The organism is Tamlana sedimenti, assembly GCF_038148895.1.
In the GTDB taxonomy this organism is placed as follows: domain Bacteria; phylum Bacteroidota; class Bacteroidia; order Flavobacteriales; family Flavobacteriaceae; genus Tamlana.
In genome coordinates this window covers 488804-503050 of record NZ_JBBVGQ010000002.1, presented here as the reverse complement: position 1 = coordinate 503050, position 14247 = coordinate 488804, and the positions used below count along the sequence as shown (strand labels likewise).

The following is a 14247-nucleotide window of genomic DNA, read 5'->3' as shown; positions in this document are numbered from 1 at the left end:
TGAGCAATTCATAAAATAAAGCATAGTTTTTTCAACCGATATTTAAACGCTATTGCTTCATAAGATTTTATAATTGCGTTCTATTTTCCTAGGTTTTTTATAGTCATAGTTTTGTCTCAGAATTAATTTAATAATCAAACTTTAAAAACAGAATTATATGGCATTAGTAGGAAAAAAATTTCCAGATTTAAATGTTGACGCAATGAACGAAATGGGTGACACCTTTAAAATAAACGTTCTAGAAACAGCAATAGATAACAAGAAAAAAGTGGTATTGTTTTGGTATCCAAAAGATTTCACTTTTGTTTGTCCAACCGAATTACACGCATTTCAAGCGGCTTTACCAGAATTTGAAAGACGTAATACTGTTGTAATTGGCGCTTCTTGTGATACTCCAGAAGTGCATTTTGCATGGCTAAGCACCTCAAAACAAAATGGAGGCATTGAAGGTGTAACCTACCCAATTCTTGCGGATAGCAACAGAAACCTTTCTAAAATTCTTGGCATTTTAGACATCACAAATGAATCTTTTGATGAGGCAACGGGTACCGTATTATTAGAGGGAGATAACGTAACGTACAGAGCTACCTATATTATTGACGAAAAAGGCATTGTACAACACGAAAGCATTAATAACATGCCCTTGGGGAGAAACGTAAACGAGTACCTTCGATTGGTTGACGCTTTAACACATGTTCAAGAAAAAGGTGAAGTTTGTCCAGCCAACTGGGAAGAAGGCAAAGATGCGATGAACGCCAATGCCAAGGAAACTGCCGCTTATTTGGCTACTCACTAATTATAAATTATATTCTGAATGCAGAGAATATTCTTAAATTATTTGCTGTGTTCAGTATCCCAAAAATCAAAAATATGGTTCAAGAATTAGAACAAGATAGCTTGGAAGAAATCATTGCCAACAACAGTAATGTTGTGGTACAATATTCTGCCACATGGTGTGGAAATTGCAGGATAATGAAACCCAAGTTCAAAAAACTAGCTTCTGAAAATGAAGGCATTTCCTTTGTTGTGGCTGATGCTGAAAAATTTCCAAACTCAAGAAAATTGGCTACAGTAGATAATTTGCCAACCTTTGCAACATTTAAAAATGGTGCATTTGTTAACCAAGTTCAGACCAACAAGTTTGACGTTTTAAAGGAATTAGTAGATGAAATTACCAGTAATTAAACACTTAACCCAATTCATTGAAGATAATGATGAAGATTTCTTAATTGAAACTATTGAAACCTTAGAAGCTATTACAGAAATACCATCGCTAAAAGATGAAGAATTGGATATTATTGGCGAACTGATTTCAAATATGTACGGTGCATTAGAGGTCAATAAAATGACCAAAGATGGTACACCAAAAAAGGAAGCTTTGAATAGCTTTATGTCACGGGTTTTAGGCTCTATTGACAGTTAATAGCCTAGCTCCAAAGCAATCAGAAAAAACCTGATGGCATTTAAGGCCAAGAAAACCAATAAAAAAAAACAGATGAAAAATACTTTCATCTGTTTTCTTGGTTGGTTAGCTATCAATCCTTCTACGTGTTTAGTGTGTTAAAGGAAATCAAGTCAAAGATATAGTTTAGCTTATTATAATTAAATAACAAATGTTAATGAACTCCTAATTTTTTTCGTATCCTACTTAATTGCACAGGTGTAATGCCAAGATAAGAAGCAATATGATACTGCGAAATCAAATCATCAATCTCAGGATTTTGCTTCCTCAATTCTAAATAGCGCCCCGTAGCATCCAGAGAAATCAAATCTACCAAGCGCTTTTCATATTCCATATAAACCTTTTCTAAAATTCTACTATACAAGGATTTTAGAGCATTGCTTCTTTTGTGCAATTCCATGAGTCTATAGTAATCTACCTCAAACGCTTCAACATCGGTAATAGATTCAAAAACAAAGGCCGAAGGTGCTCTTTTCACCAAAGCCGTTAACGACCCCATAAAAGAAGTAGGCATATAAAAACTTTTGTTGAACTCCTTGCCTGATTCCGTGCATATATAACACCGAACAACACCAGAAACAATGAGGTATACTTTAGTGGGTACTTCGTGTAATTTAACTATTTGTGAATTTGAGGGAATTCTTTTAAAATCACTGATGTTTTGGAGTTCTTTAAAAAGTTCTTCAGAAACTTCTCCAATGGAATTTAAAAAGTTGAAATTACTATTCATTCACAAAATCGGATTGGATGGATTGATAAAAGCATCACAAAATTATAGAATTGTTGATCATAACAAACTTTTCCAATAAAAATAATAATGGAATACTTTAGGCAATCGAAAATAATATCTTTTTTCTTTCCTTTTACAAATTATCCGCAATTTGCATAAAAAACAGTTTAGTTGTACATACAACAATTATTTCGACATAAAAGTTAATGCAAAAAAAAAGCTCCAAACATCTGTTTGGAGCTTCCGGGCAAAACCCTTATTTTTAAAATTGTTCTTATTTTAAAGTAAACTCTGAAGTAGACACCAGATCTTTTTCATTAAATACGTTTACTACATAACGTCCTTTTTCAAACTCACCATTTCCAGTAACAAATTCGCAAACGTTAAGGCTAGCATTTTCGTAATTGAATTTACTAATGATACTGTAATTCAACATTTTTTCACCAAATTGAATTTGCTCATTTAAACCTAAGGTGTTGTTTTTAGGGTCAATAACTTGAACATAAAGTTCTTCATCGCCAGCTGGAACCAATGGGTTTTTAGCAACAGTAAAGCAAACTCTAATTTTATCTGTTCTGCTTGCTCTTTCAGTTGGGATTAATTTACCTGAAGTTCTTTCAATTACACCAAAACCTTTAAGGCCTACTGCTCCTAAAATTGAAGCGTTTTCAACAACTTCAGCCAAAGCATTGTTTTGAACCAATAATGAATCTGTAAAAATGGTGCGCTCTTCCAAACGTACACGAGTACTATCCAAAGAAGTCGCCAAATAAGAGTTTTCTACTCTTAAAGAATCGTTTTGAGCCAATAGTACGTCCATTTCTTTTTGAAGTGACATGTATTTTTTCTTGTATCTCCACAAACTTTTCACGTTTGTTTCAGAAATTTTTAAAGAATCTATAAGACCTTGTATTCTAGCTCTGGCCTCAACCAAGTTTGAGTTAGCAATTTCATTTTCACCTATAGCTTCATCATATTGTTTTGCCATAGCGTTCAAATCGTTCATAACCAACTGCTTTTCTTCAGTTAGCTCTTGTTGTGTCTCATTACTTTTTTTGTACAAATTCATGGTATAAAAACCAGTACCTAAAAATAAAACCAGTGCAATACCCAATGCAACTTTAAGCCCAGTGTTACTTTTGTTATTTTCCATAATTGTTGTTTTAATGTGTGTTAAGGTTAAATTTCTTAATTTTTGTTTAATCTATTATTTTATAATGCTACAAACAAATAATGATGTATTTTTAATTATCAAAACTCATTTGCTTTCTAATGGATAAACTAGTTTTATTTAACAATAATACGCGTAACAAATTATTAAACAAACGCTCAGGTGAATCCAAATTTGGTCAACACGTTCAAATATTAACCAGCATTTCACATATATACGAACAACTTAATAATTTGGATGTTACACATGTAATTTTAGGTTTGCCAGAAGATGTTGGCGTATTTGCAAACCATGGAAATATTGGCACCTCAAAAGCTTGGGAGGCCACCATTAAATTGTTGTTAAACATCCAAAGTAATGAATTTACCCATCCTGAAAAAGTACTGATATTAGGGCACTTAGATTTTTCAGAAGAACTATCTGAAATGTCAAAATTAAAACCAACCAGAAAAAAAGATATTTTGAAGGCCAGAAAATTGGTCGAAAATATTGATGCCTATGTGTCACATATTATTTACCAAATTGTAGCGGCTGGTAAAAAACCCATTGTTATTGGTGGCGGGCACAACAACGCCTACGGAAACATTAAAGGCAGTAGTTTAGCGCTTAATTCACCGATAAATGTTGTGAATTTTGATGCACATTCCGATTTTAGGGCTGAAGAAGGTCGACATAGCGGAAATGGATTCAGTTACGCTTTCGCGGAAGGTTTTTTGGAAAATTATTTTATTTTTGGTCTTCACGAAAATTATACTTCCGACAAGATTTTTAAAATCCTAGATAAATCAAAGAATACAAGCTATAACACCTTTGAAGCGCTTGAAATTAGAAACGAATTGAAATTCAAGAACGAATTAAAAGTAGCATTGGAGCATGTTTGTGATAATTATTTTGGTATTGAAATAGACTGTGATGCCATTGAAAATACACCTAGCAGTGCCATGACACCAAGTGGCTTTTCTGCTAGCCAAGCACGGACATTTGTCCATCATTTCGGCCTACATAAAAATGCCATTTATTTACACATTTGTGAAGCGGCACCAACAAAAAAAACAGCAAACAAAGTTGGAAAGCTTATTACTTATCTAATTACTGATTTTATGAGGGCACAAAGTGAATAAAAATTGAACACTATTCTGTTTTAATTACCAACAGCCTTTAAAGAATCAATCTGCTTTTGTAGTTTTTCAATAGCTAGGGCTTTTTCATCAACAACAGGCACGATATTTATTGTGTCCTTTGCCGAATCTGCTAAATCAATGTTTTTAGTTTCTTCAACAAAATAATAACCTATACCCTCACTGGCGCGCCATGCTTCGTTTAATTGGTCGTAAACCGTTTTATCCCATTGGCTCGGGTGTTTTACGTCAATCCAAACCACATCGCGGTATTCGCTGTCAATCAATACCAAATCTGGTGTTGCAGAACCATCAAATTGTTTCGCATTCCTATCGCTAATTGACGATACGGTACCCATAAAAAACATGCGTTTTTTACCTGCAATATTTTTAATGTACGGTCTAAACTCCACCGGCGTGTTAGCCGACCAATCGTATTCTTTTCGTGATTCCTTCACTTTTAAAGGCATGGCCGAAACACCAGCATATCCTTGTTTTTTGGCAGCGTGGTTGTAGTAATATAACTTGTCAGTACCGTCAGCAGGAATAAATACGCTAAAACTTAAACTGGTTCGCTCATCGCCTACGGGTTCTAAACCAAACCAATGGTAAAGTCCGCTGTAGGCATCCACATCGGTATCTGAAAAATCAAAATCCGTGACATACGGCTGTTGGTTTTGGTCTTTTGGCATTTGTGGAATTTTCACTGCAGTTTCCATATTCCATGGCAATGGGTCATTAAATCCGCCCAAAAATTTTAATGATTCTGCCTGTAGCTGAGATACTTTTTCAGCAAGCGTATTTTGGCGTGTTAAATACGGATGGTTTTTCATCTCTTCAGGACTTATGTAAGTACCTTTTCCTATTAAAATACGCTCCATGTAATCTTTAAAATCGTGTTCACCATTGTCAATAACCATAACGCCCCCAAAAGTTGGATAAGGGAACAAGAAGCCTTTCCATTTGATCAAACTCACGACTTCTACCCATTGACCTGAATCATTTTTCATATAATAGGTATCGCTCGGTTCAAGCATAAACAACTGAAAAAAATTGAAACGTTGCACCACAGCATTGTAGGTGTTTCTGCTAAATTTTAAAGATTCACCGATGGAGAACGTTACTGGAATTCTATTCTCACTTGAAAACCTCGGGAAAGGCGTTGTGCTAGACACGGCGAAAACTTCTTCGGTATTATCGGTCATACCCTGCCAAACATATTTTTCGGTGGGTTGAATAGCCATGGTCCATTTGTTTTCATTGTCAATTCTAACCAAATGAGGCAATGAAACGTCTTTGGTTTCTCCAACACTTTCATTGGCCATTGAGAAAATATTTCGAAGTGGTTGAATGCGCTCGTTTTGGGTTAAGGGCAATTCGTTGATTTCAATTTTATTTAAATGGTTGAAAACGTTGTATGTTTTCATGTAATCATACATTTTAAAATGCCAACCGACAACATATAATATTCCGAAAAAAACAACCAAAAGTGCCAAAATACCAAGTCTGCCACCTGTACTCGCAGAACGTCTAAACTTTCGTAAACCAAAAAATAAAACGATACCGCTTAACAGGATAACAAAAATATACTTGCGTAGAAAAAGCAATGCTGGCTGATAATCATCGCGCAGTACAAACAATGCAATAAGTAAAATTATGGAAACAATAATGGTTATTGTTTTTTGTTTCTTGCCTTTGTTCCAATAGTTTTTTATCATAACAATCCTTTATCTTTTAAACGCTCTCGAGCACTTTTCTCTTCGGCTTTTGGCTTATCTGGCTTTACTTCCTCAATTTCCTTTGCATCTTTTGTTTTTAAATCTTCAATAAAATCTTTTCCCTTTTCAATGGTGTCGTGAACTACATCTTCCAACGAATGACTTTTTTGTTCAATAACCTCGCTAGATTTAAATATGACATTTGCTAAATAGGTACCCAATAAAGTTCCCACAATCATGGAGGCAAAAATTGAAATAGTTGCCAAATCAATGGGAATCAAAAAGCGCGTAACTACAATACCTATTAAAAATAAGAATCCAATAAAAACCAAACGGACAATGAATTTTTGCTGGTACACAAAACCTGTTTTGTCGGTTGCTTTCATTTGCAATTCTTTGGAGTACATAAGTTTATTGAAAAAACGGTATAGTTTGTTTCCGTGGGACTCTCTCCAATACAACAATGCTCCGAATAAAATTGAGCCGATGAAAATAATGAGTTCTAGTGTCATGTTTTTTGAGTTTGAAGTTGTCTCTTATAAAATTAGTCTATAATTTTTAAATATTGTTACTAATGGTTTCAATGGCCCAGTCTTTAAGTGATTCATCCCAAGTCTGAAAACTTTTGTAAAACCCTTTTTTATCGTACCAATACCAAAACAACACGTCTTTAGGTGAAATATTAACCAACAGTTTCCAAATTAAGTCTTGATGCTGTGCACTTAAAGAGGAATGTGGCTGATGCAACGCTTTAAACAAATCTTCATCAACTATATCAGCAATTTTAAATTCGTTGCTCACTTCAAGTTTTTCCAAATACCGCTCTACACTCATCACTTTTTTACGGGATGCCATATCAAGTTTGTTCAAGTAGCTTTTATAAAGCATAGGATCCGTTAAAATGTCTTTTATAGGATGCTGTGTTTTTTCTAAGCACTTTGCCAGTTCAAACTTTTTGATTCGCTCGTAGCGTTCTGTTTTCACAACCTTTTCCAAATCACATTCAATAATAATGTGATCACGTAATTTGTCCATAAGTTCGGGCTGTTCTATATGGTAAATCAATACCTCATAATTGGTGTCTTTTATGGCTTCTTTATACCATTTTTCATCCTCAAAAATTACTATAGGCGTAATAAAATCACGCAACACATAAACACCTCCAAATGACTCTGTATAAAAAGAATCTGTAGTGTATTGCAATTCATGTAATTCTAAATCGCGGTATCGTAAATCACCATATTGTTTGGCGGATTCCAACAATTGTTCGTGGATGGCTTCATCAATAAAGTTATTACCCTGACTAAAAGTATCAACCAATTCCAATTGCTGTTTTTGGATTTTATCCAAGTCATTTATTAAATGAAAGTGGACGTTAACTTTGTCGTACTTTAAAACATCTAAAGGTTCGTAAAAGGCATCTATACCTTGGTCGAAATCCAAACAAATGGCACAATCTCTGGTGACATCTTTTATTTTTTCACCATGGACTTTAAACACAAACTTCATGATATCTCTATCAAAAGTATGCGTAGGCATATAAACCGGTTTTCCTTTTTGCAAAGGCGTGATAAGAATGCCACATGGATTAGCCTCACCATTGTTTAAATAGTGGTTGTTTTTTTTTTCATCAGCAACTTCAGGACTCCAACCTACACCGTCAATATGAAAACTATCAAGTTTTGTTTCGCTAAAACCAAGTTTTGTCAAGCATTTGTTGTACCGCTCAACAAGTTTTCCACTAACGGGAATGAGTTCACTTCTATATAAATTGGCTGTTTTAAGTTTGTCCATTATTACAACAACTTATGAATTTGTGCATACTGCAACAGCACAATAGTTCGGGTATCTTCAATTTGTCCGGCATTTAGCATTTCAATCGCTTTTTCAAATGGCAGTTCTAAAACTTCAATATCCTCATGTTCGCTATCCAATCCGCCACCCTCATTAACTTTCATGTCATCAGTGTATTCTCCAACAAAAAAGTGCATTTTTTCCGTCATCACTCCAGGTGACGAATAGGCTTCATAAACCTTTCTAACTTCTTTTAATCGGTAGCCTACTTCTTCTTCGGTTTCACGAATAATGCAGGCTTCAGGATTATCTTTGTCTAGCATTCCTGCGGCAATTTCAACCAATACACCATCTTTATTATCATTCATAAAGGTTGGCATCCTAAATTGCTTTGTTAAAATAACCGTTTTCTTTTTCTTGTTATAGAGCAAAATACCCGCGCCATCACCCCTATCGTACACCTCACGCATTTGGTTTACCCATTTTCCATTGGGCATCAAATAATCGAAAGTTACCCGGTTTAGAATATAGTAATTATCCGAAAGTAACTTCTTCTTAATATTTTTAATTTGTTTACTGCTCATTTTCGAATTGCTTTCTGGCTTCAGTCTCTATGTTTAATTGATTCATCCGAGCATCTACTTTTCGTTTAAAATCGGTATCGGCAATGGTGGCCACATTGTCTAAATAACGCACCACTTCTTGACGACGAATTTCTGAAAAATCCAATCCTTTCATATTGGCGCGCATCAGTTCCTGAAGCATGTTGAATTTGGTATCGTAATCTTTCTTGAAATAGATTTCAGGGTTTTCAAACCAGTCTTCTTCCAAGTCAAAATCGGTTAAGCGCAAAGAAATCGCCGATTGAATATTACGAACATCTCGCGACGAGAAAAACGGAAATGTCTTTTGCATGTCCTTATACAAATTAGCATAAAACAAATGCTGATTCGCCTTAAATTGCTTTTCCACCCTATCGTAAATCTCATTAACACGTTCTTCAGTTGGCTTTTCAACGGTATTCAAAATTTCCCCCATATTTTTTGCCAAACCTTGGTCTTGCAGATAACTGTAGTTTTCTGGACCTTGCATGTTTACAAAATCGGGCATGGTATCTTCCAGTTTCCGCCACCATAAATGGTCTTGATCTAAAAAGTCGTGTTCCGTTCTGGCCCCATCAATTTTAAATCGACCTTGCACACGCGAAATCACTGCTTTATCCAACATTTCAGGCAAATTGGTGAATAAGCCTATGGAACTGTTGCCATAATTAACCGCATAAGCACCTTCGGTATAACGCAAAAACACCCCAATAACTTCCTTTACACCTGCTGAAACACCCTGTGCAGTTCGCTCTTGCAAGTTATTTTCAGCATCATCAATGGGCGCGAAAATAAGTTTGGTTGGGTCTTGCATGGGTTTCATCCACTCCACCATTTTTTCGGCAGAACCACCTTGAAAGGTTGAAATCAGGGTATCAGGCATAGGGTGAAACAAAAACGGTATCTCCAAAGTATCGCAATGCTCTTTTAAACGAGTGGCAATAGCAGCAATAAGCATACTTTTTCCGGTTCCCGGAATACCATAACCCATGAAAACGGGCATAAAACCTCCCAATTCTTGAAACGGATTTTTCTTCGCAATAAAATCGTAACTCAATAAACGCTCGGTCAATCGCCGGGCAAAATGTTTCGCATCGCGATTACCAACAATTTGCTCGAACTGCACTTTATTGAACTCCACGCTTTTGGCTGTTCCTTCAAAAACATTGTTCCATCCAGAAATAGCAAACTCAGAATTTTCCAGTTTATACGTTCTGTCTTCAATGGTTTCGGTATATTCTAAAGAACTTTTTCGAAGTTGAATTTCATCAATCAATGATTCAAAATATACCACCGTAAAATTAATAACATCCTTATCGGACTTAATAATTTCAGGATGTCCCAAATACTTGTCGTAATAAAATAAAGCACATGAAATTCCTTTAATGGGCGACATTAAGGATACCTCAGGAATGCCAGCAAACTTTTGCTTCATAACGCTTAAATCATCTGAAGCATGCGGTTTTAAATCACTTAAAATTTTATAGGCCAAGGAAAATAACATAAACGCCGTGGCAGTATGCATTTTACTTTCGTATTCCCTTTTTCCATTGGTATCTAACGCAGATTTGTTTTCGTTTAAACCGGATAACCCAGAGGCATCGTAGTAACTGTCTTTAATCCAAATGCCCAACGTAATGCCTTCCTGAACGGCAAAAAGGGTTTGGTTTAAATAAATGGGAATGGCAACAGAATCTGGCAATAAACGCTTTTTTAAAGCCAAAATAGTTTTTGAAACCGATGTTATTTCGGCTGCGTTAGTACCGTTATTGGCACGTGACAAATACAATAAAATTGACTCATCCTTGCCATCTTTATCCCTGTTTTTTGCTCGAGCACCCTGCTCCCATTGTACGCTTTTTAAGTATGATGTTGCCTCATCTCGAAGCATATCGAGCTCGGTTAGTTTTATTGGGAATGTTGAGTTGTGTTCCATGTTTGTTTTTAAAGTCTTTTATTGTAATAGTTATCAGTTCCAAAAACTAATTAATCCATCAATGTCAATATCGTTTCCAACATAGATGTTACTCCAAAATAAAGCTCCATCGGCTTTAACAAAAACCCTGTAATATCCAAAACTTAGGTTTTCGATATTGATGTTCGTATTGTTTCCAGATATATCAGAAATTTTTAATTCTGCACTTGAGGATATATCAGATTCGGTGTATAAATCGCTTGATAATATTTTAGAAAAATCCGTGCCCTTATATTTTTTATCTGTCTTTGCCTTCACAAACCAAATATCGGTTATTACATAATTAGATTTAATTGACAATAAATTAATTGCCGGATTTGGAAAAAACACCATTTGACTTTTAAAAACATTAGGGTTCCCTAAAATAATTGGCGAGTCATACTCAGACGCCTGGGCTTCCATGCCCGTTACGAGGTTTATATCTGTACTTCCTTTTGGTGTAAAAGTTTTAGGCTCCTCATCAACATTACCATCGCAAGATATCATAGCAAATACCGATAACAATAAAAAGAAATTTAACCTCATATTTTTTTAATTTTTAATTCAGCAATTTCAATTGGTGGTTTTGCTAAACTGTTCATAATCTCAGGCGTTTTGTTGTATAACAATTGGATGACCCGATGCGGTGCTAAAACATAGTTCTGTTTAAAAACATCATCCCAATGCTGTAAAATCTGCTTATTGAAAAACCCTCCTTCCTTAAATTCACTTTTTGACAATACTTCTTCGGTTTTTAATGATAAGGCGTAAGCCTCTAAAGGCACTTCTTTCTTAGCTATGCTTTTTAAAATGGCGTGGGTGACCATATTTTCATCTTTTGCAAAAACATTATGTAACGGGCCTAAATCAATACGTTTTATAAGCTTTGGAAATACTTTTGGTAATTTTCTATCAATGGCATGTGCCATCATATCTAAAGCCATATCCCTATCCGCAACTGTTTTTAAAACATCATAAATTTCTTCTTTATGGTCTTCAATTCGGTTACCATCATAATTGAAATACATGAAGCAGATAAATGGCCGATTGTGTGACACATCATAAAAACTCCAACTAGTCATTAAATCACTTTTTGAATCCTTTGGAGCTTCCAAAATTTTCCCTTGAACAAACCGATTAAAAATGTACTGCTTATTAACCGAGGTATAATAAACAATCGATGCCGCCTGAAAGAGTTTACTTTTCTTAATAGGTTCTTTCTTTCGTAAAAGCGTATCTAAAAATTCTTCTTTTAGCGCAGTAATAGGCGTTAATTTGCTTACATATTCGTCGCGCAATTCTAAATCATTGAACAAATACCGAAATTCCAAATAGTTTGGAAAACCAGACTCGGTTAAATCCACCTTCATATTATCCTCCTCGTCATACATATATTTTATTCGCATGGCTTCAACGGAGTACAACAACAAATCGCAGTATTGTTTAAAAAGCAACACTTCTTGTTCGTTACAAATCTTTTGCCTTTGTACTGCGACAATCAATTCCTTTAAAGCAAAATCTACCATTTGATGGTAAAACACATATTGCTCTTTAGAATCAAGAATTGCAGAATCTAAGGGTGTTACTATGTGATTTATGGACATGTCTTTTTAAACTAATAGTTCAATTAGAAATTGATTTAGAAAAGAAGCGCTTCTTGTCCAGAAGCGCTTTTGATACAAAATTTTAAGATAACAAATCGTCTTCTGAAGCTTTTGGTTTTCCGGCGGGCTCACCATCTTCACCTGAAGGTTTGTTGGCATCAGCTTTATAATAATCCTCAAAAATCTCTTTCATATCAATGCCATAGCGTTCAGCAAAATTCTTTTGTATTTCACCATCTTTGGCACGGATTTCCTGTAAAGCCTCCGCGTAACTGCTGTAAACACCTTGCATCACTTTTTCATGAACAGGGATGTTATCCATCATATCTTGACGGGCTTTGGCACTGGCCGTATGCATGGATGCTAAAGTTTCTCCAATATGCTCATCGGTTTTTACACCTAAATGCTCTAAAATAGCGGCGAATTCCTGGTCAGTTCTCGCCTTTAATGCCACCACGTAACCATCATAATATTTTAAACGCTCTTCGGTATCACTCTTTAATTTAGCACGATGCGTTTGCAAATTGCTACGAAGCGATGTCAATACCTTTATGGTTAAGTTGTGCTTGTGCACAAAACTATCTTTACTTGCAGCAAGTGTTGTGTACGCATTTTTAAGGCCTTCCAACTCTTCAACTTTTTGTTCAAGTTCAGTAACTTTACCAACTGCTTGGGCATATTCAGCCGATTGTTTATCCACAATATCCTCAAGCTCTTGTCTAGCTTGCTTTAACAAAGCATATTGCTCTTCAAGTTTAGCTTCGACTTCTTTTTTCTTTTCTAAAGCCTTGGTATGGTTTTTTGTGGCTTCAACAATGGCGTCTTGTAACTTGTCTTCTACCTCTTTAATTTCAACCTCACGATTTTTTAAGCGTCCAACTGCAGCTTGAGACTTGTATGAAAGCTCACTTAACAAAGTTTGAACATCAGCGCTCTCTATACGTTCTTGAAACATAGCTTTTGCTTTATTATCGGCAGCAGCTCTTGTTTTTTCAGCAGCTTTAAGTTCTTCTTGTGCTTTTTTAATTTTGCTTTTACGCCCCCAAAGGTTGTTCCACCAAGTATCTGGTTTGGCTTCTGCATCTTCCAACTCAATTCTGGCGCGCTCTAAAGCTTTTTGGGCATCGTCGATTACTTTTTGCTCGGTAGCATTTAGCGAGGAGAATTTTTCGAAAATAATTCCAACTTCGTCTTGATAATCAGTTAAGTCTTTAATGGCATCCAAAAGCGTTGTACGGTCCTTTTCGGCCATATGCACTACATCATCTAAAGTGGCATTTAGTATTTTTTGTCGAACTTCAGGGTCGTCTTCTTGCGACAATTTAGATTTCATAGTGTCAATGGCTTTTCCCCAGTTAACATCTACTTTTTCGCTTTTTTCGTTTGAAGAGGTTTCTAATAAATCAAAATCGTCTGACATGTTATGGTTTGTATTTAAAGTTGAACAATTTTACGGACAAGCAATTTCGTTAAAAAATATTTAAATCAAAATTTTAACCGCTCTAAATATTGGTATCTTTTCACATTTAATTGTTACATCGATGTTTGACTTTTTTGATAACACTGTGAATAACATTTCTCACAACAGAAATGTATAGCTGAGAAATTATACTATATTTGATAAGTAAATTAATCAACTTTAAACCTCAATGTTTGCCAACCAAATCTTTTCTGTTTTTTCATTAAGCCTAGCTTTAGTGGATGAGTCTAACATTTTAACAATGCTTGTTGTTGTTGTCGTATTTTTTGCGGTTTTGCTGCTACTAGGTGTTAGAAAATCATACAAGCTTAAAAAGGAAAATGAAAAATTAGACGCCCTAAACAAAAAATTTGAAGAAGAAGAAAAAAAGGAAAAGCCATACCGAGATTTTACTGAAGGCCACATGTATGGCGATAACTAAAAAACTTAACCTCCATGACCGCATTACTACTTATTATTGCTCCTATTTTTATACTGCTATTTTTTATTGCTCGTACTATTAAAGAAAGAAAAAAGCTGTTAAGAGAGTTCAATTCCAACATAGAAAGAATTAACCAATTAGAACGTTCTGAAATTGAAATAGGCTCAGGGCATATTTACAACAAGAAATAATA

At 35.2% G+C, this 14247-nt stretch carries 16 protein-coding genes; 6 read left to right on the top strand and 10 right to left on the bottom strand.

Features of this window, described 5'->3' with window-relative positions; translation table 11 throughout:
• Positions 1–157 precede the first annotated feature (157 nt).
• The 3 genes from WJN01_RS08115 (at position 158) to WJN01_RS08105 (ending at position 1423) form a co-directional block, all read left to right on the top strand.
• On the top strand, positions 158–796 hold the full coding sequence (locus tag WJN01_RS08115; RefSeq protein ID WP_445196649.1) for a peroxiredoxin: 639 nt from the start codon (positions 158–160) through the stop codon (positions 794–796).
• Between the two features lie 74 nt (positions 797–870).
• Positions 871–1185 (top strand): thioredoxin family protein, encoded by a 315-nt coding sequence (locus WJN01_RS08110; RefSeq protein ID WP_445196648.1) that lies wholly within the window; start codon positions 871–873, stop codon positions 1183–1185.
• The gene (locus WJN01_RS08105) at positions 1166–1423 is read left to right on the top strand and encodes a DUF6952 family protein (RefSeq protein ID WP_445196647.1); all 258 of its coding nucleotides are present in this window, start codon (positions 1166–1168) and stop codon (positions 1421–1423) included. The genes WJN01_RS08110 and WJN01_RS08105 overlap by 20 nt, the downstream gene beginning before the upstream one ends.
• Before the next feature lie 193 nt (positions 1424–1616).
• Here WJN01_RS08105 and WJN01_RS08100 read toward each other — a convergent pair whose 3' ends face one another.
• Positions 1617–2192 carry a Crp/Fnr family transcriptional regulator gene (locus tag WJN01_RS08100; protein WP_445196646.1) on the bottom strand — a complete coding sequence of 192 codons (576 nt, stop codon included), beginning with the start codon at positions 2190–2192 and terminating at the stop codon, positions 1617–1619.
• A 274-nt stretch (positions 2193–2466) separates the two neighbouring features.
• Positions 2467–3345, bottom strand: coding sequence for a DUF8428 domain-containing protein (locus tag WJN01_RS08095; RefSeq protein ID WP_445196645.1), 879 nt, complete (start codon positions 3343–3345; stop codon positions 2467–2469).
• Positions 3346–3464: 119 nt separating this feature from the next.
• On the opposite strand from WJN01_RS08095, the gene WJN01_RS08090 reads away from it, so the two are divergent.
• Positions 3465–4484: a formimidoylglutamase gene (locus WJN01_RS08090; protein ID WP_445196644.1), complete on the top strand. Its 1020-nt coding sequence runs from the start codon at positions 3465–3467 to the stop codon at positions 4482–4484.
• Positions 4485–4504: 20 nt separating this feature from the next.
• Here WJN01_RS08090 and WJN01_RS08085 read toward each other — a convergent pair whose 3' ends face one another.
• The 8 genes from WJN01_RS08085 to WJN01_RS08050 all read right to left on the bottom strand — a co-directional run bounded on the left by WJN01_RS08085 (position 4505) and on the right by WJN01_RS08050 (position 13573).
• Entirely contained in the window at positions 4505–6199 is a 1695-nt protein-coding gene (locus WJN01_RS08085) for an energy-coupling factor transporter transmembrane component T family protein (protein ID WP_445196643.1), read from the bottom strand.
• Positions 6196–6711: a hypothetical protein gene (locus WJN01_RS08080; protein WP_445196642.1), complete on the bottom strand. Its 516-nt coding sequence runs from the start codon at positions 6709–6711 to the stop codon at positions 6196–6198. The genes WJN01_RS08085 and WJN01_RS08080 overlap by 4 nt, the downstream gene beginning before the upstream one ends.
• Positions 6712–6757: 46 nt before the next feature.
• Complete coding sequence (locus WJN01_RS08075; RefSeq protein WP_445196641.1) at positions 6758–7993, bottom strand: DUF6638 family protein; 1236 nt, start codon at positions 7991–7993, stop codon at positions 6758–6760.
• Between the two features lie 2 nt (positions 7994–7995).
• Entirely contained in the window at positions 7996–8577 is a 582-nt protein-coding gene (gene nudK, locus WJN01_RS08070) for a GDP-mannose pyrophosphatase NudK (protein ID WP_445196640.1), read from the bottom strand.
• Positions 8567–10531, bottom strand: a complete 1965-nt coding sequence (locus WJN01_RS08065; protein ID WP_445196639.1) for an AAA family ATPase — start codon at positions 10529–10531, stop codon at positions 8567–8569. The genes nudK and WJN01_RS08065 overlap by 11 nt, the downstream gene beginning before the upstream one ends.
• A gap of 33 nt (positions 10532–10564) precedes the next feature.
• Positions 10565–11095, bottom strand: coding sequence for a PH domain-containing protein (locus WJN01_RS08060; RefSeq protein WP_445196638.1), 531 nt, complete (start codon positions 11093–11095; stop codon positions 10565–10567).
• Positions 11092–12153 carry a hypothetical protein gene (locus WJN01_RS08055; RefSeq protein WP_445196637.1) on the bottom strand — a complete coding sequence of 354 codons (1062 nt, stop codon included), beginning with the start codon at positions 12151–12153 and terminating at the stop codon, positions 11092–11094. The genes WJN01_RS08060 and WJN01_RS08055 overlap by 4 nt, the downstream gene beginning before the upstream one ends.
• A gap of 82 nt (positions 12154–12235) precedes the next feature.
• Positions 12236–13573, bottom strand: coding sequence for a coiled-coil domain-containing protein (locus WJN01_RS08050; RefSeq protein WP_445196636.1), 1338 nt, complete (start codon positions 13571–13573; stop codon positions 12236–12238).
• A 229-nt stretch (positions 13574–13802) separates the two neighbouring features.
• Between WJN01_RS08050 and WJN01_RS08045 the strand changes: the two genes are divergently transcribed.
• The gene (locus WJN01_RS08045) at positions 13803–14054 is read left to right on the top strand and encodes a hypothetical protein (protein WP_445196635.1); all 252 of its coding nucleotides are present in this window, start codon (positions 13803–13805) and stop codon (positions 14052–14054) included.
• A gap of 14 nt (positions 14055–14068) precedes the next feature.
• Positions 14069–14245 (top strand): hypothetical protein, encoded by a 177-nt coding sequence (locus tag WJN01_RS08040; protein WP_445196634.1) that lies wholly within the window; start codon positions 14069–14071, stop codon positions 14243–14245.
• The last annotated feature ends 2 nt before the right edge of the window (positions 14246–14247 follow it).